Annotated in this window: 17 protein-coding genes; 14 read left to right on the forward strand and 3 right to left on the reverse strand. The window is 61.0% G+C overall.

Going from position 1 to position 20,177, the window contains the following annotated elements; translation table 11 throughout:
* The first annotated feature begins 462 nt into the window (after window positions 1-462).
* The 14 genes from WA157_RS14790 (at window position 463) to WA157_RS14855 (ending at window position 16,226) form a co-directional block, all read left to right on the forward strand.
* Window positions 463-1,659 (forward strand): GGDEF domain-containing protein, encoded by a 1,197-nt coding sequence (locus tag WA157_RS14790; RefSeq protein ID WP_422621694.1) that lies wholly within the window; start codon window positions 463-465, stop codon window positions 1,657-1,659.
* Between the two features lie 107 nt (window positions 1,660-1,766).
* A complete protein-coding gene (mltB, locus tag WA157_RS14795) occupies window positions 1,767-2,963 on the forward strand; it encodes a lytic murein transglycosylase B (protein ID WP_422621695.1) in 1,197 nt (398 codons plus the stop codon).
* 44 nt (window positions 2,964-3,007) lie between these two features.
* Window positions 3,008-3,481: an SsrA-binding protein SmpB gene (gene smpB, locus WA157_RS14800; RefSeq protein ID WP_422621696.1), complete on the forward strand. Its 474-nt coding sequence runs from the start codon at window positions 3,008-3,010 to the stop codon at window positions 3,479-3,481.
* Window positions 3,482-3,572: 91 nt separating this feature from the next.
* Entirely contained in the window at window positions 3,573-4,001 is a 429-nt protein-coding gene (locus WA157_RS14805) for a hypothetical protein (RefSeq protein ID WP_318665310.1), read from the forward strand.
* 13 nt (window positions 4,002-4,014) lie between these two features.
* Complete coding sequence (locus tag WA157_RS14810; protein WP_422621697.1) at window positions 4,015-4,566, forward strand: RNA polymerase sigma factor; 552 nt, start codon at window positions 4,015-4,017, stop codon at window positions 4,564-4,566.
* 16 nt (window positions 4,567-4,582) lie between these two features.
* Window positions 4,583-5,401 (forward strand): anti-sigma factor family protein, encoded by an 819-nt coding sequence (locus tag WA157_RS14815; RefSeq protein WP_422621698.1) that lies wholly within the window; start codon window positions 4,583-4,585, stop codon window positions 5,399-5,401.
* A 33-nt stretch (window positions 5,402-5,434) separates the two neighbouring features.
* The gene (gloA, locus tag WA157_RS14820) at window positions 5,435-5,845 is read left to right on the forward strand and encodes a lactoylglutathione lyase (RefSeq protein WP_011464837.1); all 411 of its coding nucleotides are present in this window, start codon (window positions 5,435-5,437) and stop codon (window positions 5,843-5,845) included.
* A gap of 81 nt (window positions 5,846-5,926) precedes the next feature.
* Complete coding sequence (locus WA157_RS14825) at window positions 5,927-6,574, forward strand: ANTAR domain-containing response regulator (protein WP_422621699.1); 648 nt, start codon at window positions 5,927-5,929, stop codon at window positions 6,572-6,574.
* 325 nt (window positions 6,575-6,899) lie between these two features.
* On the forward strand, window positions 6,900-8,144 hold the full coding sequence (locus tag WA157_RS14830) for a CmpA/NrtA family ABC transporter substrate-binding protein (RefSeq protein WP_422621700.1): 1,245 nt from the start codon (window positions 6,900-6,902) through the stop codon (window positions 8,142-8,144).
* 10 nt (window positions 8,145-8,154) lie between these two features.
* The gene (gene ntrB / locus WA157_RS14835) at window positions 8,155-9,099 is read left to right on the forward strand and encodes a nitrate ABC transporter permease (RefSeq protein WP_422621701.1); all 945 of its coding nucleotides are present in this window, start codon (window positions 8,155-8,157) and stop codon (window positions 9,097-9,099) included.
* A gap of 70 nt (window positions 9,100-9,169) precedes the next feature.
* Entirely contained in the window at window positions 9,170-10,006 is an 837-nt protein-coding gene (locus tag WA157_RS14840; RefSeq protein ID WP_422621702.1) for an ABC transporter ATP-binding protein, read from the forward strand.
* A gap of 93 nt (window positions 10,007-10,099) precedes the next feature.
* Window positions 10,100-12,571, forward strand: a complete 2,472-nt coding sequence (gene nirB, locus WA157_RS14845) for a nitrite reductase large subunit NirB (RefSeq protein WP_422621703.1) — start codon at window positions 10,100-10,102, stop codon at window positions 12,569-12,571.
* 146 nt (window positions 12,572-12,717) lie between these two features.
* Complete coding sequence (gene nirD, locus WA157_RS14850; protein WP_422621704.1) at window positions 12,718-13,065, forward strand: nitrite reductase small subunit NirD; 348 nt, start codon at window positions 12,718-12,720, stop codon at window positions 13,063-13,065.
* A 266-nt stretch (window positions 13,066-13,331) separates the two neighbouring features.
* Complete coding sequence (locus WA157_RS14855; protein ID WP_422621705.1) at window positions 13,332-16,226, forward strand: molybdopterin-dependent oxidoreductase; 2,895 nt, start codon at window positions 13,332-13,334, stop codon at window positions 16,224-16,226.
* A 27-nt stretch (window positions 16,227-16,253) separates the two neighbouring features.
* On the opposite strand, the gene phbB is transcribed toward WA157_RS14855, so the two are convergent.
* The 3 genes from phbB to WA157_RS14870 all read right to left on the reverse strand — a co-directional run bounded on the left by phbB (window position 16,254) and on the right by WA157_RS14870 (window position 20,082).
* Window positions 16,254-16,991, reverse strand: a complete 738-nt coding sequence (phbB, locus tag WA157_RS14860) for an acetoacetyl-CoA reductase (RefSeq protein ID WP_422621706.1) — start codon at window positions 16,989-16,991, stop codon at window positions 16,254-16,256.
* A gap of 139 nt (window positions 16,992-17,130) precedes the next feature.
* A complete protein-coding gene (locus tag WA157_RS14865; RefSeq protein WP_011464846.1) occupies window positions 17,131-18,309 on the reverse strand; it encodes an acetyl-CoA C-acetyltransferase in 1,179 nt (392 codons plus the stop codon).
* Window positions 18,310-18,357: 48 nt separating this feature from the next.
* A complete protein-coding gene (locus tag WA157_RS14870; protein WP_422621707.1) occupies window positions 18,358-20,082 on the reverse strand; it encodes a PHA/PHB synthase family protein in 1,725 nt (574 codons plus the stop codon).
* Window positions 20,083-20,177: the final 95 nt, after the last annotated feature.

Below are 20,177 nucleotides of genomic sequence, written 5' to 3' on the forward strand. Positions count from 1 at the left end.
GAATCAGCGTACCACCTGCCGTGTCAGGATCGCATTAGGAAAGTGCCTGGCCATCGAATCCAGGTGTCACGCCGTTTCGCCCATCAAGTCACGGCGCTAACGCAACCATACGATCCAACCCGAAGCAGCTACCCGCGAGATGGGCCGGAGAAGGCAAGCTGTTGCGTCCGTCTTTCGCAAAAAACCGAAGCGCACCCATCAGGATTTGCGACTACCATTTCCCACCATGGAACACGCGCCCGCCTGGCTGATCAACAGCTTCATCTACCTCAGCGCCGCCGTCATTGCAGTGAAGTAGTCGATATGACCCCTCGGCAGTCGCCTCTCACTTTTTGTTGGAGTTGCGCCACATCAAACAAGACCGAGTCAGCTTACGCATACCGCCCACTTGGGCTAGCATTGACCCCTTTAGGTTTTGTACTGTTCCCAAAGAGACAACGATAAAAAATGAGGGGACTCCAAATGTTGGTGACTTCGATCAAGCGCTGGCTGGCACCGCCCGTTTTTGAAGGCGCTGAGGAGAAAACGCGCCAGGCGAGTTTGATCAACATGGTCTGCATCTCCTCCCTGGCATTTACGCTGGCAGTCATGGTGGGTGCTTTGATGGGCGGAAAAACCCCGATGAGCACCCTGATCATCGACTTGGTTGCGTGCGCAGTGACCCTGCAGTTTCGCCACTGGCTGCGCAGCGGCAGGGTGATGCTGGCGCGGTTCGGAATGGTCATCTTCGGCCTTGTTTTCATCACCGCGGTTACTGCCAACATAGGAACCATTCGCACGCCGACGGCCGCCATCTTGCTGTTTTGGGTGCTCATGACAGGCTTGATCTTTGACCGGCGCGGCATTGTGATCGGCACCATCGCCGCCTCGCTGGCGGTGCTGGGCTTGATCGTGGCCGAGAACGCCGGGTGGCTGAGGCCGCCTTCTTACGACGTTGGCGTGACGCAATGGGTCACCTTCACCGCCCTGTTCGGATTCACCAGCGGTCTCACTTATTACATCAACCAAGGCACAAAAAGGGCGCTGGCACTTGCCAGAAAGGAAATCGAACAACGCAGGCAAGCTGAACAGTCGCTCAAAGCCGCCAATGAGGAACTGCATTTGCGTGTGTTTGAAGTGCAAAGACTGCAGGCCGAATTGCACGAGCAGGCGATTCATGACCCACTCACGGGTCTTTATAACCGCCGCTATCTGAGCGATGCGCTGGCGCGCGAAATCATGCAGGCCCAGCGCGCGAACAGTACGCTCACCTTTGTCATGGCAGACATCGATCACTTCAAATTTGTCAACGACAGCTACGGACATCAGGCGGGCGACGAAGTCCTGGTGCAGGTTGCCAGTCTCCTGAAAAAGCATGCCCGCGGTTCCGACATTGCGTGCCGCTACGGCGGCGAAGAATTCCTGCTGGTGTTTCCCGGAACAAGCCTGGAACTTGCCCGCAAGCGGGCAGCAGAAATCCAACAAAATTGTGCTGCGCTGAGCATCCAGCATGAAGGAAAAGATATTGCTGTGATGCTGTCATTTGGCGTGGCGGCCTACCCCGATCATGGGCAGCAATGGGAACAAATCATCGTCAAGGCCGACAAGGCTTTATACCAATCCAAATGCAACGGCCGCAATCAAGTCACGGTATTCAGGGATGAGGAATTGCCCACTTGACGGAGAACGGGAAGCTTGCTGCCCATTAAGCGCTTGCGAATGGCCGCTGCCCAGCACAGCCGCCTCGCTACACTGCAAAGTCAATCCAAACTACTGCGCTGGCCCACGTGACTTCAAAGTTTCTTTTTCTTACTGCATTTTTTATAGCTGCTTACGCCCTGTCCACGGGGGCTAGAGCCCTGAATGGCTCCAAACCTGAAGCGATGGTCCTGGCCGCCGCGCCGACGTCAAAAATAGTCAAGACGGCGCACAAGACGAGGCCCGCGAAGCGCGCCATCCGTCACCGCCGCGTCGCCCTCCACCAGGCGGCCAGCAGGCAGCCCGCGCTGCCCGGGCCAGTCTACGCGCAGCGCACGGACGCCATGCAGGTCGCCGATGACATCGCTGCGCGCCGCGATCTGCCGCCTGACTGGGTGCGCCAGGCCATTGGCCAAGCCCGCTACTTGCCGCAAGTGGCCAAATACATCCAGCCACCGCCACCCGGCACGCCCAAAAACTGGCAGGTTTACCGCAGCCGCTTCATCGACCCGGTGCGCATCAAGGCCGGGGTCCGGTTCTGGCAAGAAAACCAGCAGACGCTCACGCGTGCGCAAGAGCAGACCGGTGTGCCCGCCGAGATCATCGTCGGCATCCTCGGCGTAGAAACCATCTATGGTCAGCAGATGGGCAGCTTTCGGGTCATCGACGCTTTGACGACACTGGCTTTTGATTTTCCCGCCAGCCATCCCCGCGCGGCAGCCCGCAGCGAGTTCTTCAAGGCCGAGCTGGAACAGTTCTTGAGCCTGACCCACAGCACCGGCGTGGACCCCTTGATGCCCCTGGGCAGCTTTGCCGGGGCCATGGGCATGGCGCAATTCATGCCGTCGAGCTGGGTGAAGTACGCGATTGACTTTGACGGCGACGACCGGGTGGACCTGTTCAACAGCGCGGCCGACGCCATTGGTTCGGTCGCCAACTATTTCAAGGCCTTCAACTGGCAACCCGGCCTGCCAACCCATTACGCTGTGCGTTTTGACAGCGCCACTTTGAGCCTGCCGGCGCTGCTGGCACCCGACATCCTGCCCACCTTCAGCGTCGACAGCTTGATGGCCCACGGCGTCGTGCTTGAAGGCGGCGCATGGCAGCATCCGGGGAAGCTGGCGCTGGTGGAGTTGCAAAATGGCGATGCGCCCCCCAGCTATGTGGCCGGCACCGAAAACTTCTATGCCATCACGCGCTACAACTGGAGCAGCTACTATGCCATGGCCGTGATTGAACTGGGCCAGGAAGTGGCGCAAGAAATGGCACGCGCCCGCAATCCCTAGTTGACCCGCCCTGCCCCCCCTGATTACCACCTGATTTTTACTTTATGGCCAAGAAACCTGAAACCGCTTCCCGCATCGCCGACAACAAGAAGGCGGCCTACAACTATTTTTTCGAAGAACGCTTTGAAGCCGGCCTGGTGCTCGAAGGCTGGGAGGTCAAGTCGCTGCGCGAAGGCAAGGTCCAGATCACCGACGGTTACGTGGTCATTCGCAATGGTGAGTTGTTTGTCATCGGTCTGCAGATCAATCCGCTGGGCACCGCCTCGACCCATATCAGCCCCGACAAGCAGCGCACCAAGAAACTCCTGATGCACAAGGAAGAAATCAAGCGTTTGATTGGCAAGGTCGAGCAAAAAGGTTACACCCTGGTGCCGTTGAACCTGCATTGGAAAGCCGGCAAGATCAAATGCGAAATTGCGCTGGCCAAGGGCAAGGCCGAGCACGACAAGCGCGACACCATCAAGGACCGTGAAGGCAAACGTGAGGTGGAGCGGGCGATGAAGACCAATCACCGGTAAGTTTTTTTCCGGCGCAGGGAATAAAGGGGGTGCCATGGGTGTTTATCCCTGTGCAAACGCTTGTTTGCGTTCATCAACTCAGGAGTTCATCATGAAACTTAGCTCTCGCGCCACCCTTTCCCGGTCCCTGACGCTCGCCCTTTTGGGTGCTTGCGGCGCCCTCTATGCCGCCCCGCCCACGGTGGCCGACGGCGTGCTGGTCGGCCCCAACGGCATGACGCTCTACACGTTCGACAAAGACACGGCCGGCAGCGGCAAATCGGCCTGCACTGGTCCGTGCGCGACCAACTGGCCACCCTTCATGGCCGCCGAATCCGACAAAGCCTCGGGCGGCTACACCGTCATCACGCGTGACGACGGCGCGAAACAGTGGGCAGCGATGGGCAAGCCCCTGTACTACTGGTCCAAGGACGCCAAGCCCGGCGATAAGACCGGCGACGGCGTAAATCAAGTCTGGAAGGCGGCCAAACCATCGGCCATGCCAGCGCCTGCGCCGAAACCCGCGCCTTCTAGCTATTGACGCGAAGCTTGCCTTGGTCAATCGCGAACCCATCGTCGATCAAATCCCCGCGCTGCGCCGTAATGCGCGCGCGCTGACGGGCGACGCCTGGGCGGCCGATGATCTGGTGCAGGACACGCTGGAGCGCGCCTGCAGCAAGTGGCGTTTGTGGGCAGTGGGTTCTGACTTACGGGCCTGGTTGTTCACCGTGATGCACAACCTGTTTGCCAACCAGGTGCGCCGCTCCACAAGGCAAGCAAGCGGCAGCACCGTGGATATCGACGATGTGGCCCACGAGTTGGTGGCACCCGAGGCCGATCCGGGGCCGGCGCTCGATTTGCAGCGTTGCCTGCTGCGCTTGCCGCTGGACCAGCGCGCTGTTGTGCTGCTGGTCAGCATCGAGGAGATGAGCTATGCCGAAGTGGCCCGGATTACCGGGGTTCCGATTGGCACCGTGATGTCGCGCCTGTCGCGTGCCCGCCACCGCTTGCAGACCTTGATGGATGCACCAGCCCGCAGCGCCGCCCCGCAGCCGGCAAGCGACGCACCGACAAGCCCCTTACCGTCCCTTCGCCGCCTGAAATGAGCTACCGGAAAACACCATGAACAGGACCCCCTCTCGCCCGCTGACGGAAGACGAAATCCACACACTGGTGGATGATCAGCTGGCGCCCGACGCGCTGACCGCCCTGCAGACGCGGCTGGCACAAGACCCGGCAGCGCAGGCCACGGTGACGAAATGGCGCCGCCAGCGTGACGCCCTGCGCAGCCTGCATCAGCACCTTGTGGACCAGCCGGTCCCCGCCACGCTGATGACCGCGGCGCGACAGACCGCGGCCTCGCAGCAGGACATCAACCAGTGGTGGCGCTGGGGCGGCATGGCCGCCGGGGTCATGCTGGCGTTTGGTGTGGGCTGGTTTTCCCATACAGCGTGGCAGGGTGAAAGGCAGCCCTCCTCCACCCTGGCGAGAGCGTCAGGGGCGCCGGATTTTGTGCGACAGGCCAGCTTTGCACACGCGGTGTACGCCCCGGAAATCCGGCACCCGGTGGAGGTAACTGCAGCGGAGCAGGAGCACCTGGTTCAGTGGCTGTCCAAGCGTGTCGGCAAGCCGCTCAAGGTGCCGCATTTGGCGGCGCAAGGTTATGAGCTCGTGGGCGGACGCCTGCTGCCAGGTGAAGCCGGTGCGCGGGCGCAGTTCATGTTCCAGAATGCGGCCGGAACCCGCATCACGCTTTATCTCGGCGCAATGGACAAGTCCGGGGCTGGCGCTGACATCCGTGAGACCGGCTTCCAGTTTCGCGCTGACGGGCCGATACCGAGTTTTTACTGGATCGACCAGGGCTTTGGCTATGCGCTGTCCGGGCCGGTGCCGCGTGACGCGCTCATGAAACTGGCTGAAGCGGTGTATCACCAGCTGTAGTGATCGGTTTGAACTTGCAACATAATTCAAAACATGAGATTTCTACACACCATGCTGCGCGTTGGCAACCTTCAACGCTCGATTGATTTCTACACCCAGGTGCTGGGCATGAAACTGCTGCGCACCTCGGAAAACCCCGAGTACAAATACTCCCTGGCCTTCGTCGGCTTCGGCAGCAACCCGGAGCACGCCGAGATCGAACTCACCTACAACTGGGGCGTGGATTCGTACGACCTGGGCAACGCCTTTGGCCACCTGGCACTGGCTGTGCCCGACTGCCGTCGCGCCTGCGATCAAATCAAAGCCGCGGGCGGCCAGGTCACGCGTGAGGCCGGGCCCGTCAAAGGCGGCACGACGGTGATTGCCTTTGTCACCGATCCCGATGGTTACAAAATTGAGCTGATTGAACGCGCCGACCAGGCCAGCGGCGCTGGCCTGCGTTGACATTCAAGAGGAAAAGCCTGGCAGCGGGCCGAACCATGGAACCCGAGCGCAGTTGGCGCAAATCTTGCGGCAGTCCAGCGCATGAACCCATCGCTGCGCATCGTCGTTGTTGCCCCTGATCTGGACGTTGCCAATCCTGAGGACGAGCAAGCCATTCGCCAGGCCGAGCGCTCGCGCAACCTGCGTATCGGCCTGCTGGAAAACGGCTTCAATCTGGTGGCCACGCTGCCAGCCGACGTGTTTCTGACCGAGCGCATTGCCCAGCTACAGCCCGACTTGATCATTGTGGACGCCGAAAGCGATGCCCGCGACTCGCTGGAGCACGTGGTGATGGCCACGCGCGATGAACGCCGCCCCATCGTCATGTTCACCAACGACGACGACACCCGCCATGTGAAAGACGCAGTGGCGGCGGGCGTGTCGGCCTACATCGTGGCGGGCTTGTCGCCAGAGCGCATTCGACCGATTCTGGATGTGGCGCTGGCGCGCTTTCAGCACGAGCAAGCGCTGCTGCAAACGCTGGCCAGCACCCAAAGTGAGCGCGATGAACTCAGCGCCGAGCTCAAAGACCGCAAGGTGATTGACCGCGCCAAAGGCCTGCTGATGCAGCGCCAGGGCTTGAGTGAAGAAGATGCCTTCAAAAAAATGCGGAAAACCGCCATGGACAAAGGCTTGAAGCTGGCCGATGTGGCGCAGCGCATGCTTGATGTGGCTGATTTGCTGGCCTGATTTGGTGCACTGCACAAAACTGGTGCCAAACCCGTCCTGCTCAAGAAATAGGCAGCAAATGACCGTGCAGCCCCCGTCTATATTGGTTAGATAGCTATTATATCTATAGCATTAACAAAAGAACTGAACCTGGCACACACCTTGCGTTGATAAAACAAGACCCATGAAGGTCACGTAGCCGACTTCTCCCAATGGCGGGTGGGGTCGGCTCAACCAGGACAAAGGCGTCCCCACAAGCAGGCAGCGGCAAACCGTCGCGTACCGGCTTCGTGAGGACGCCTTTTTTTGTTTCTTTTTTTCTGAAACCTTGCCAAGGAAGCCTGCCATGACCGACCTTTTGAAATCCAGCCTCAATCGCCGCGCTGTGCTGCAAACCGCCGCGGTAGGTGCCATCGGCATCAACCCGGCCCTGCGCGCCGCCGTCTATGCCGCGGGCTCCGACGCCCCGGAAAAAGCCGAAGTCAAGATCGGCTTCATCCCGTTGACCGACTGCGCCAGCGTGGTCATGGCATCAAGCCTGGGCTTTGACAAAAAATACGGCATCAAGATCATCCCGACCAAGGAGGCCTCGTGGGCCGGCGTGCGCGACAAACTCGTCAGCGGCGAGCTCGACATGGCGCATGTGCTGTATGGCCTGATTTATGGCGTGCACCTCGGCACGGCGGGTCCCAAGAAGGACATGGCCGTGCTGATGAGCCTGAACAACAACGGCCAGGCCATCTCATTGTCAAAGGCGCTGGCCGACAAGGGTGCGGTCGACGGCCCCTCGCTGGCAAAACTGATGGCGAAGGAAAAACGCGAATACACCTTTGCCGGCACCTTCCCGACCGGCACGCACACCATGTGGCTGCACTACTGGCTCGCGGCCTCGGGCATCAACCCGCTGCAAGGCGCGAAGCTGATCACCGTGCCGCCGCCCCAAATGGTGGCGAACATGCGCGTGGGCAACATGGACGGCTTCTGCGTTGGGGAACCCTGGAACCAGCGCGCGATCATGGACAAAATCGGTGTCACGGCGATCACGACGCAGGACATCTGGAAAGACCACCCCGAGAAGGTGCTGGGCGCCAGCGGCGAATTTGCCAAGAACAACCCGAACACCTGCCGCGCCGTGATGATGGCCGTGCTCGAAGCCAGCCGCTGGATCGACGCAAGCCTGGCCAACAAGATGAAGATGGCCGAGACCGTGGCGCAGAAGTCCTACATCAACACCAGCGCTGACGCCATCAATGAGCGCATCCTGGGCCGCTACCAAAACGGCATGGGCAAGAGCTGGGACGACCCGAACCACATGAAGTTCTTCAACGATGGTGCGGTGAACTTCCCCTACCTGTCCGACGGCATGTGGTTCCTGACCCAGCACAAGCGCTGGGGCTTGCTGAAGGAACATCCCGATTACCTCGCGGTGGCCAAGCAGGTCAATCAAATCGATCTCTACAAGCAGGCCGCTGGTGCGCTGAAGATCAGCGTGCCCAAGGATGTGATGCGTAGCAGCAAGCTGATGGACGGTGTCGTGTGGGACGGAAAAGACCCGAAAAAATACGCCGACGGTTTCAAGATCAAAGCTTAAGGAGTCCATCATGGTTAGCGCAGTTTTTCACTCTCCCCTTGAACCACGGGTGGCGCCGACTGCGCCGGCCCTTGAAAATGCTACTAAAAAAGTAGCCACATCGTCAGACAGCATGCGGTCTAGAGGCCAAAAAGTCATTGAACGCAAGACAAGGCCTGCGGGTGCCGGCATCGACTGGCGCGGCTTCTGGCTGGTGGTGCTGCCGCCGGTGTTGGGCCTGGCTCTGATGATTGGCGTATGGGCGCTGGTGTCGATCTCGACGGCCAGCAGCATCCCTTCGCCGACCGAGACCTTCAAACAGGCGGTCATCATTTTCAGCGACCCGTTTTACAGCAACGGTCCCAATGACCAGGGCGTGGGCTGGAACATCCTGATGTCGCTGGAGCGCGTGGCGCTGGGCTTCGGGCTGGCGGCGGCGGTGGGCATTCCGGCCGGCTTCATGATTGGGCGTTTCGAGTTCCTGAGCCGCATGTTCAATCCACTCATCAGCCTGCTGCGCCCGGTCTCGCCGCTGGCCTGGTTGCCGATTGGCCTCTTGGTGTTCAAGGGCGCCAACCCGGCGGCGATCTGGACCATCTTCATCTGCTCGATCTGGCCCATGATCATCAACACGGCGGTCGGCGTGCAGCGCGTGCCGCAGGACTACATGAACGTGGCGCGCGTGTTGAACCTGTCTGAGTGGAAGATCGTCACCAAGATTTTGTTCCCCTCGGTGCTGCCCTACATGCTGACCGGTGTGCGCCTCGCGGTCGGCACGGCCTGGCTGGTGATCGTGGCGGCCGAGATGCTGACCGGCGGTGTCGGCATCGGCTTCTGGGTCTGGGACGAGTGGAACAACCTGAACGTCAAGAACATCATCATCGCCATTTTTGTGATCGGCATCGTCGGCCTGATGCTCGAATACGCCCTGATCAAAATTGCCACGGCATTCACGTTTGAAGAAGTGAAGAGCTAACAACCTCCGTTCGGGCTGAGCCTGTCGAAGCCTTTCGACAGGCTCAAGGCGAACGGTTATGGAGAACATCATGAGCGATAAGCTGAAGACCAACTACATCGAAATTTCCGGCGTCGAACAGACCTTCAAAACCAAAAAAGGACTCTTCTGCGCACTGCAGAACATCAACCTGACGGTGGCCAAGGGCGAGTTTGTGACCCTCATCGGCCACTCGGGCTGCGGCAAGTCCACGCTGCTCAATCTGATCGCCGGCCTGACTGTTCCCACGCAAGGCCACCTGCTGTGTGCGAATCGCGAAATCGCCGGCCCCGGCCCGGAGCGCGCCGTGGTGTTCCAGAACCACTCGCTGCTGCCCTGGCTCACCTGTTTTGAGAACGTCTACCTCGGTGTCGAGCGCGTCTTTGGTGCCGCCAACCGCAGCACGGGCGCCGGGTCCGAAAGCAAAGCCCAGCTCACGGCGCGCACCGACGCCGTGTTGGCGATGGTGGGCCTGAGCTCCGCCGCGCAAAAGCGTCCCGGCGAGATATCGGGCGGCATGAAGCAGCGCGTGGGCATTGCACGCGCCCTGGCGATGGAACCCAAGGTGCTGCTGATGGACGAACCTTTTGGCGCGCTGGACGCCCTGACCCGCGCCAAGCTGCAGGACGAACTGCTGGAGATCGTCGCCCGCACCCACAGCACCGTGGTGATGGTCACACACGATGTCGATGAAGCGGTGCTGCTATCCGACCGGATTGTGATGCTGACCAACGGCCCGGCCGCGACCATCGGCGAGGTGCTGCGCGTTGACCTGCCGCGTCCGCGCCAGCGGGTTGAACTGGCCGAGAGCACGCACTACCTGCATTTCCGCAAGGCCGTGATTGACTTTCTCTACACGCGCCAGGCGCACGTGGAAAAGGCCGCCTGAGACATTGCGGGACAGACCAAGAGTTACACGCAATGAACTTTGCTCTGTCCTCAACCGTTTAGATCGCCAGCTGGCATCAACAAGGAGAAACTCATGGACATGCGTGTAGAACCCAAGGTCAAAATGAAACTGGTGATGATCGGCAACGGCATGGCCGGCGTGCGCACGCTTGAAGAGCTGCTGAAAATCGCGCCCGACCTGTACGACATCACCGTCTTTGGCGCCGAGCCACACCCCAACTACAACCGCATCTTGCTGTCGCCGGTGCTGGCCGGTGAGCAAACGATTGACGAGATTGTTCTCAACTCATGGGACTGGTACACCGACCACGGCATCACCCTGCACGCCGGCAAAAAAGTGGTGGCGGTGGACCGCGCCAGACGACTGGTACGTGCCCTCGACGCTGACAACAAGGTCACCGAAGTTCCCTACGACCGGCTGTTGATGGCCACCGGCTCCAAGCCTTTCATCCTGCCCATTCCCGGCAAGGATCTGGAAGGTGTGATTGCCTACCGCGACATTGCCGACACCAACGCCATGATCGACGCGGCCACCAAGTACAAAAATGCCGTCGTCATCGGCGGCGGTCTGCTCGGGCTGGAAGCGGCCAACGGCCTGATGCGCCGGGGCATGAACGTCAGCGTGGTGCACGTGATGCCGACGCTGATGGAGCGCCAGCTCGACAACGTCGCGGGCAAGATGCTGCAAAAGTCACTGGAGGACCGAGGCCTGAAATTCCTGATTGGCGCGCAAACGCAGGAACTGGTCGCAAGCGACGATGGCCGCGTCAAGAGCATCAAGTTCAAGGACGGCACTTCAGTTGCCGCCGATCTGGTGGTGATGGCCGTGGGCATCCGCCCCAACACCGAACTGGCCGAAGCCATGCGCCTGCACTGCAACAAGGGCATTGTGGTGACCGACACGCTGCAGACCGTCACCGACGCGCGCATTTACTCGGTGGGTGAGTGCGCGGCGCACCGGGGTATCGCCTACGGTCTGGTAGCGCCCCTGTTCGAGCAGGCCAAGGTGGCGGCCAACCATCTGGCGCAGTACGGCATTGGCCGCTATGTCGGCTCGCTGACCTCGACCAAACTCAAGGTCACCGGCATCGACCTGTTCTCAGCCGGGGACTTTCTGGGCGGCGACGGCACCGAAGAGCTGGTGCTGAGCGACCCCTATGCGGGCGTCTACAAAAAGCTCGTCATCAAAAACGACAAACTGGTGGGTGCCTGCCTGTACGGCGACACGGTGGACGGCAGCTGGTACTTCAAGTTGCTGCGCAACGGCCGCTCAATCACCGACATCCGCGACAAGCTGATGTTTGGGGAAAGCAATATTGGCGACGCCGGTGTTGAAGGCCACAACAAGGCCGCCAGCATGGCCGACAGCGACGAAGTGTGTGGCTGTAACGGTGTCACCAAGGGCACCATCTGCAAGGCCATCAAGGAGAAAGGCCTGTTCACGCTCGACGAGGTGCGCAAGCACACCAAGGCCAGCGCGTCGTGTGGCTCGTGCACGGGGCTGGTTGAGCAGCTGTTGATGTTCACCGCCGGCGGTGACTACTCAGCGACGCCGAAGATGAAAGCCATGTGCGCCTGCACCGAGCACGGCCACCAGGCGGTGCGCGATGCCATTGTGGCCAACAAGCTGCTGAGCATTGCCCAGGTCTTCAACTTCATGGAATGGAAAACGCCCAATGGCTGTGCCTCCTGCCGACCCGCCGTCAACTACTACCTGATCAGCAGCTGGCCCAAGGAGGCCAAGGACGATCCGCAGAGCCGCTTCATCAACGAGCGCAGCCACGCCAACATCCAGAAGGACGGCACCTACAGCGTGATTCCGCGCATGTGGGGCGGCGAGACCACGGCCAGCGAACTGCGCCGCATTGCCGACGCGGTCGACAAGTACAAGATTCCCACCGTCAAGGTCACTGGCGGCCAGCGCATTGACCTGCTGGGCGTGAAGAAGGAAGACCTGGTCAGCGTCTGGAAGGACATCGGCATGCCCAGCGGCCACGCCTACGCCAAGGCCTTGCGCACCGTCAAAACCTGCGTCGGCTCGGAGTGGTGCCGCATGGGCACGCAGGACAGCACGCAGATGGGCAAGGACCTGGAACGAGCCATGTGGCGCATGTACGCCCCGCACAAGGTCAAGTTCGCGGTGAGCGGCTGCCCGCGCAATTGCGCCGAGGCCGGAATCAAGGACGTCGGCATCATCGGCGTCGACAGCGGCTGGGAAATGCACATTGGCGGCAACGGCGGCATCAAGACCGAGGTGGCGCAGTTCTTCACCAAGCTCAAAACGGCGCAGGAAGTGCTGGAGTACACCGGCGCCTTCATGCAGTTGTACCGCGAGGAAGGCTGGTACCTGGAGCGCACCGTGCATTACCTCAACCGCGTCGGCATGGACTACGTGAAGAAGAAGATTCTGGAGGACACCGAGAACCGCCAGGCGCTGTGGGCGCGGCTGCAGTTCAGCCTGGATGGCGAGCCTGATCCCTGGTTTGAGTACAGCCGGGCCGAGGTGGATCTGCGCCAGTTCGACAAACTGGCTGTTCCCGCCTGAGTCCTGATGGGTTTCTACCTCGTCGCCAACGCAAGCCGGAATCGGCGGCCTACCGGTCTGCTTGATAAGAATTTATGGCTAATTGGCTTCTAGCCCCCGTGTTATTTGCTTATACAGCTATCTAAATAATAGCAAAAGGAGTCATCATGAGCAACTGGAAAAAGATCTGCCAAGTCACTGACATCCCCGTGTTGGGATCGCGTTGCATCCAACGGCCGCAAGGCACGGACGTGGCGGTGTTTCGCAATGCGCAGGATGAAGTCTTTGCCCTGCTGGACCGCTGCCCGCACAAAGGAGGCCCGCTGTCGCAAGGCATTGTGTTTGGCAGCAGCGTGGCCTGCCCGCTGCACAACTGGACCATTGGTCTGGACACTGGCTGTGCGCAGGCCCCGGACGCGGGTTGTGTGCAGAGGTTTAGCGTCATGGTGCAGGGTGATGCGGTGCATTTGGATTTGGAGGAGTTGGCGGCGCTTGCGGTGGGGGAGCCCGCATGACGTTCAGTGGGTGGCTCAGGCCGCTGCGCCGCTCAGCTGCGCGGCTGTCCTCCGTCCTTCGTCCTCCTCCTTTACGCCGCTACGCTGAGCGCCACAGCGACCTGATCTTGCGAGGTGTGCCAGCCAGCCATGCTCGCAGCCCCAGAAACTGGGGTGGGTGGCATAGCGAAGTCAAGGAGGAGGACGAAGGACGGGGGACATTCGCGGCGCCATCCACCCCAGTTTCTTGGGCGTCCACAGACCGATATGCAGGCGCTTGAACCCCAGTGAAACAGCTCAAAGAAACCAAATCCACCTGTCCTTATTGCGGGGTCGGCTGCGGCGTCATCATCGAGTCGCAGGGCAATCAAATCACCGGCGTGCACGGCGACCCAGCACACCCGGCCAATTTCGGGCGGCTCTGCACGAAGGGCGCCACCTTGCACCTCACGGCCAGCGCAGCCATCACCCAACAAAGCAGGCTGCTGCACCCGATGCAGCGTTTGACTCGTGGCCAGCAGCCCAAGCGCATCGGCTGGGACGCCGCGCTGGACACAGCAGCCGAAAAATTTGCCAACATCATCCAGACGCACGGCCCCGATGCGGTCGGTTTTTATATCTCCGGCCAGTTGCTGACCGAGGACTATTACGTCTTCAACAAACTCGCCAAGGGGCTGATCGGCACCAACAACATCGACAGCAACTCGCGCCTGTGCATGAGCAGCGCGGTGGCGGGCTACAAGCAGACGCTGGGGTCTGACGCGCCACCGGCCTGCTACGACGACGTCAACCACGCTGGCACCATCTTTATCGTCGGCGCCAACCCGGCCTACGCACACCCGGTTTTGTTTCGCCGCATTGAAGCCGCACGCCAGGCGCGCCCGGACCTGAAGATTGTGCTGTGTGATCCGCGCCGCACCGATACGGCTGAAATTGCCGACCTGTTTCTGCCGATCCAGCCCGGCACCGATGTGATGCTGTTCAACGGCATGCTGCACGTCATGTTGTGGGAGGGATGGCTCGATACCGCCTATATGGCCGCCCACACCAAGGGCTTTGACACACTCAAGGCCACGCTGCGCGACTACACACCCGACGTGGTGGCGCAGACCTGCGGCATCGGCAAGGACGACCTGCTGCAGGCGGCGCGCCTGTTTGCCGGTATCAACGCCGACGACCCGACCCAAGGCACACGCGCACCGACGCTCAGCCTGTACTGCCAGGGCCTGAACCAGTCCAGCAGCGGCACCGCCAAGAATGCCGCGCTGATCAACCTGCACCTGGCCACCGGCCAGATTGGCAAGAGGGGTGCCGGGCCGTTCTCACTCACCGGCCAGCCCAACGCCATGGGCGGACGCGAAGTGGGTGGCATGGCCAATCTGCTCTCAAGCCACCGCGACTTGAACAACCCGGCGCACCGCGCCGAAGTTGCCGCGCTGTGGGGCCTGCCATCCGTGCCGTCCAAACCCGGTAAAACGGCGGTAGAGATGTTCCAAGCCGCCGCCGATGGCGAAATCAAGGCCTTGTGGATTGCCTGCACCAACCCCGCGCAATCCATGCCCGACCAGGCCACCGTGCGCCGCGCCCTGCAGCGCGCCGAGTTTGTCGTCGTGCAGGAAGCCTTTGCCAGCACCGCCACCTGTGTCTTTGCGGACCTGCTGCTGCCCGCCACCACCTGGGGCGAAAAAGAAGGCACGGTGACCAACAGCGAACGCCGCATCAGCCGCGTGCGCGCCGCGGTGGCGCCGCCGGGCGAGACCCGGCACGACTGGCAAATCGTCGTCGATTTTGCGCAACGACTGCAAGCCATCGGGGTCGGATCCGAAACCACCCTCTTTCCCTACCCCAGCCCCGAATCGATCTGGAACGAGCACCGCGAATCCACGCGCGGCCGCGACCTCGACATCACCGGCATGTCCTATGCCCTGCTGGCGCACGCCCCCCAGCAGTGGCCCCTGCCCGAGGGCGCCACGCAAGGCAAGGCAAGACTGTACGAGGACGGCCTCTTCCCCACGCCCGACGGCCGCGCCCGCTTTGTCAACACGGTCTACCAGCCCGTGGCCGAGCCGCGCGAAGCACGCTACCCGTTTTCACTCAGCACCGGGCGCCTGCGCGACCAGTGGCACGGCATGAGTCGCACCGGCACGCTCGGGCGCTTGTTCGGCCATGTGCGTGAGCCCGCCCTGCAAATGCACCCGCAAGACATGGCACGCCGACTCCTCACGGAGGGTGATCTGGTGCACGTCACCAGCAAACGCGGCTCGATTCTGGTGCCGGTGCAAGCCAGTGCCGAGCAGGGACTCAGCCAGGTCTTCATGGCGATGCACTGGGGTGAAGAATTCCTGAGCGGCATCAGCGCCACCGGCCAGCGGCTGGCCGGCGTCAATGCCCTGACCACTTCGGCTTTTTGCCCCGACTCCAAACAACCCGAATTCAAGCACGCAGCGGTCAAGGTCCTGAAGGCGGAACTGCCCTGGTCCCTGCTGGCCATGGCCTGGCTGCCCGCCAGCCAGCTGCAGTCGGCTCGTCATGAACTGCAGCAGTTGATGCTGCACTTTGACCATGCGAGCTGCGTGCCTTTCAGCAACAACACCACGCTGGATGCTGCCGGCCAGGAGCGCAGCGGTCTGCTGTTTCGGGCCACCGCGTTTGAAGCGCCGACGGACGCGCTGCTGGCCCAGATCGAGTCCCTGCTCAACCTGGACAGCCCCTACGTCTTGCGCTACGCCGACAAAAAGCGCGGCCAGCGCCGCGCTGCGCTGTTGCAGCACCTTGACACCTGCACCACGCTGGAAGGGTTCATGCTGGCGGGTGACACCCGCGCCCAAAGCTGGATCAGCACGCTGCTGCAAGACGAGTTGCCAGCCCAATCTTATGGCCGCGCCCTGCTGCTGCCCGGCGCCAGGCCCCCGGTGCAGGTGGTGTCCCGCGGCAAGCCTGTGTGCGCTTGCTTTAATGTGACCGATGTGGCGATTGAGGCGCAGTTGCGCCAAAGCAAGGGAACGGCGCAGGAACGGCTGGGCTCGCTGCAGGCCGCACTGAAATGCGGCACCAATTGCGGCTCCTGCATGCCCCAGTTGCAGCGCATGGTGCGCGATAGCCCGGAAATTGACGCTCGGGACCTGACGCCTTCAGGCGCAGCTCAAAAAAACACCCTGAGAGCACCAGTGCTCTCAGGGTGACGATGCAGCCGATTCAGCCCTGCCGCATCAGCCCATGTGCAGGCCGCCGTTCACCGAGAAATCGGCGCCGGTTGAGTAGCCACCCTCGTCGGAGGCAATCCAGGCAATGATGGAGGCAATTTCACTTGGCTCGCCCAGACGCTTGACCGGCACCGTGGCAATGATCTTGTCGAGCACATCCTGACGAATGGCCTTGACCATGTCGGTTCCGATGTAGCCCGGGCTCACGGTATTGACGGTGACGCCCTTGGTGGCCAGCTCTTGCGCCAGCGCCATGGTGAAGCCGTGCATGCCGGCCTTGGCGGCCGAATAGTTGGTCTGGCCGGCCTGGCCCTTGGCGCCATTGACGGACGAAATATTGATGATGCGGCCCCAGCCTTTTTCCACCATGTCGGCCACCACTTGCTTGGTGACGTTGAACATGGAGTTCAGGTTGGTTTCAATCACCGCATCCCAGTCATCACGGGTCATCTTGACGAACATGCGGTCGCGCGTGATGCCGGCGTTGTTCACCAGCAGATCAATGCTGCCGTGCTCGGCCTTGGCCTTGGTAAAGGCGTCGACGGTGGAATCCCAATTGCCGACGTTACCGACTGAGGCATAAAACGTAAAGCCCAGTGCCTGCTGTTCGGCCAGCCATTTGGCATGGTCACGTGTCGGGCCGCAGCCTGCAATGACCTTGAAGCCCTCTTTGTGCAAACGCTGGCAAATGGCGGTACCGATGCCCCCCATGCCCCCCGTGACATAGGCTACTTTTTGATTCATATTTTTTCTCCTTTGATTGAACGAATCCACTTGTACGACTGTAAAACACTATAGCGACTAATCCCGCCCGTCGCATTGCGGAAAACACTAACGCGAGCACCGCACCGGGCACAAACTCCAGCAGCGCCTGCGGTGTCCCTTAACGCTCGATCGTCAGCGCCACGCCCATGCCACCGCCAATGCACAGAGAAGCAAGGCCCTTCCTGGCGTCGCGGCGCTGCATTTCATGCAACAGCGTGACCAGAATACGGCAACCGGACGCACCCACCGGGTGCCCGATGGCAATCGCACCGCCGTTGACGTTGAGTTTGGAGGTGTCCCAACCCATTTGCTGATTGACGGCACAAGCCTGCGCTGCAAACGCTTCGTTGATTTCCATCAAGTCAAGGTCGGCGGCCTTCCAGCCCGCGCGCGCCAGCGCTTTTTGAGACGCCGGCACCGGACCCATGCCCATCAGGGCCGGATCGACACCGGAGGTGGCAAAGCTGGCAATGCGGCCCAGTGGTTTGAGCCCCAGGGCGGCGGCTTTCTTGGCCGTCATCACCATCACGGCAGCGGCGCCGTCGTTGATGCCGGAGGCATTGCCGGCGGTCACGCTGCCGGCCTTGTCAAAGGCGGGACGCAGACCGGCCAGGGCGGCCGCATTGGTCTTGCGGTTCAAGAACTCGTCGGTGTCAAAGACAATAGCATCGCCCTTCTTCTGGGCAATGCTGAGCGGCACGATTTCGTCCTTGAACTTGCCGGCGTCTTGCGCAGCGGCGGCCTTCTGCTGGCTGCCCAATGCCAGCGCGTCCTGCATTTCGCGCGTGATGCCGTATTTTTTGTTGACGTTTTCAGCCGTGATACCCATGTGGACCTGGTTGTAGACGTCCCACAAGCCGTCGACGATCATGGAGTCGATCATCTTCCAGTCGCCCATGCGCTGACCGTCCCGCGAGCCGAGCAACACATGGGGTGACGCGCTCATGTTTTCCTGGCCACCCGCAATCACAATGTCGCTGTCGCCGTAAGCCACCGCTTGCGCGGCCAGCATCACGGCCTTCAGGCCGGAGCCGCAGACACAGTTCACGGTCAGTGCCGGGGTTTCAATCAGCAAGCCACTCTTGATGAGCGCCTGGCGGGCCGGGTTTTGACCCGAGCCGGCCGTCAGCACCTGGCCCAAAATGACTTCACCAATCTGATCAGCGCTCAAGCCCGTGCGCGCCAGCAAGGCTTTGATGACGGCGGCTCCCAGCTCCGGGGCTGGCGTTTTGGCCAGGGTTCCACCAAATTTGCCCACGGCCGTGCGTGCGGCCGAAACGATCACGATGTCTTCCATTTTTTATCTCCTGAAGTTTAAAAAAGTAGTTACAAAAAATAGCAAAAATTATGCTTTGGCCTTGACATAGCGGCCGGGGGCTGCTTCGATGGCCCTGTATTTGCCTTTGCCATACGTCTTGGGCGCAGGAATCTGCTTGCCCGCGTGGCTCACTAACCACTGGGACCAGTCCGTCCACCAACTGCCCGCTTGCTCAGTCGCCCCGGCCAGCCATTCGGCGTGCGCTTTGGGCAACTTGCCGTCAGCGCGTAACCAGTGGCTGCGTTTCTTCTTGGCCGGTGGGTTGATCACGCCCGCAATGTGGCCGGAGGCCCCCATCACGAAGCGCTTTTTACCGGGCAAAACCTGAGTCGATGCGTAAGCGCCGCCAATCGGCACGATATGGTCTTCGCGCGAACCATAGATGTAGACCGGCATGTCCACCAGACCCAGATCGACCTTTTCACCACAGACAAGCGCCTGGCCGGGCTTGACCAGCTTGTTTTCCAGGTAGGTATTGCGCAAGTACCAGGCGTAGTACGGCCCCGGCAGGTTGGTGGAATCGCTGTTCCAGTACAGCAGGTCAAACGGCGGCGGGGTCTCACCCTTGAGGTAGTTGCCCACCACATAGTTCCACACCAGGTCGTTGGGGCGCAGGAAACTGAAGGTGCTTGACAGGTCTTTTCCTTTCATCAAGCCGCCCTGGCCCATCTCCTGTTCCCGGTATTTGACAAACGCCTCGTCGATAAAGACGTCCAGAATGCCGGTGTCGCTGAAATCGAGCAAGGACGTGAGAAAGGTGGCACTGGCAACGGGCTTTTCGCCGCGCGCCGCCAGCACCGCCAGTGCCGTGCCCAGCATGGTGCCGCCAACACAAAAGCCCAGCGCGTTGATGCTCTTGGCCCCGGTAATGTCCTGCGTGACCGTGATGGCTTTGATCACCGCATCGTCAATGTAGTCATCCCAGGTTTTGTGCGCCAGCGAGGCGTCCGGGTTGCGCCAACTCACCACAAAGGTCCGGTGGCCCTGCGCCACGGCATAGCGGATCAGCGAGTTATCCGGCTGCAGGTCCAGGATATAAAACTTGTTGATGCACGGCGGCACCAGCAGGAAGGGCTTTTCATACACCTTGTCGGTCAGCGGCTTGTATTCGATCAGCTGGAACAAGTCGTTCTCGAACACCACCGCGCCCTCGGTGGTCGCGACGTTTTTACCGACTTCGAAAATGCTTTCATCGGTCATGGACACATGGCCCTGACGCAGGTCATGAATCAGATTGGTCACGCCTTTGGCAATACTCTCGCCCTGGGACTCGATCGCCTTTTGCTGCGCCTCGGCGTTGAGGGCCAAAAAGTTGCTCGGCGCGGCCGCCGCGGTCAACTGTTCAACCGCGAAGCGGATGCGGGCCCGGGTCTTGGCATCGGCCTGCACGGCATCGGCCAGACCCATCAGGGTGCGGGTGTTGAGCAGGTAAGCCGCGGCCGAGAAAGCCGCCATCGGATTGCTTTCCCAGGCCTTGTCGGCAAAGCGCCGATCCTTGGGCGGTGTGGTGCCGTGCAGGCTTTGGCCCCAGAGTGTCGCCGCCTCCTGGAGGTACTGCTGTTGCAGCGCCTGCAGCTTCTCGGGGGCAAAACTGATCTTGGGCGGCGGGCTGCCCGGCGGGATCAAACCCTTTGCTGCCTGACCCAAATCCATGTTCTGGAACGACTGGAAAGCGTTACGCCAACCCTCACCCAAAGTCTGTTGAAATTGCTGGGCCGATTGCCCCAGAATTTCCGGGATATCCTGCGTCATGTGAAGTCCTCTCTCATGTTCGCGTTCTTATAAACGCTCTAGTATCCGGGACTGGCTCGTCCAAAACCTGACATTTTTCAATCCGATACTAACTT

This window comes from Rhodoferax ferrireducens (assembly GCF_049302455.1).
In the GTDB taxonomy this organism is placed as follows: domain Bacteria; phylum Pseudomonadota; class Gammaproteobacteria; order Burkholderiales; family Burkholderiaceae_C; genus Rhodoferax; species Rhodoferax ferrireducens_B.

Coding starts and splice junctions, on each gene's coding strand:
- phbB (WP_422621706.1), bottom strand. CDS start 16,991: ATGAATCAAAAAGTAGCCTATGTCACGGGGGGCATGGGGGGCATCGGT.
- WA157_RS14815 (WP_422621698.1), top strand. CDS start 4,583: ATGAACAGGACCCCCTCTCGCCCGCTGACGGAAGACGAAATCCACACA.
- WA157_RS14840 (WP_422621702.1), top strand. CDS start 9,170: ATGAGCGATAAGCTGAAGACCAACTACATCGAAATTTCCGGCGTCGAA.
- WA157_RS14870 (WP_422621707.1), bottom strand. CDS start 20,082: ATGACGCAGGATATCCCGGAAATTCTGGGGCAATCGGCCCAGCAATTT.
- gloA (WP_011464837.1), top strand. CDS start 5,435: ATGAGATTTCTACACACCATGCTGCGCGTTGGCAACCTTCAACGCTCG.
- nirB (WP_422621703.1), top strand. CDS start 10,100: ATGGACATGCGTGTAGAACCCAAGGTCAAAATGAAACTGGTGATGATC.
- WA157_RS14825 (WP_422621699.1), top strand. CDS start 5,927: ATGAACCCATCGCTGCGCATCGTCGTTGTTGCCCCTGATCTGGACGTT.
- WA157_RS14805 (WP_318665310.1), top strand. CDS start 3,573: ATGAAACTTAGCTCTCGCGCCACCCTTTCCCGGTCCCTGACGCTCGCC.
- nirD (WP_422621704.1), top strand. CDS start 12,718: ATGAGCAACTGGAAAAAGATCTGCCAAGTCACTGACATCCCCGTGTTG.
- WA157_RS14790 (WP_422621694.1), top strand. CDS start 463: ATGTTGGTGACTTCGATCAAGCGCTGGCTGGCACCGCCCGTTTTTGAA.
- ntrB (WP_422621701.1), top strand. CDS start 8,155: ATGGTTAGCGCAGTTTTTCACTCTCCCCTTGAACCACGGGTGGCGCCG.
- WA157_RS14830 (WP_422621700.1), top strand. CDS start 6,900: ATGACCGACCTTTTGAAATCCAGCCTCAATCGCCGCGCTGTGCTGCAA.
- smpB (WP_422621696.1), top strand. CDS start 3,008: ATGGCCAAGAAACCTGAAACCGCTTCCCGCATCGCCGACAACAAGAAG.
- WA157_RS14865 (WP_011464846.1), bottom strand. CDS start 18,309: ATGGAAGACATCGTGATCGTTTCGGCCGCACGCACGGCCGTGGGCAAA.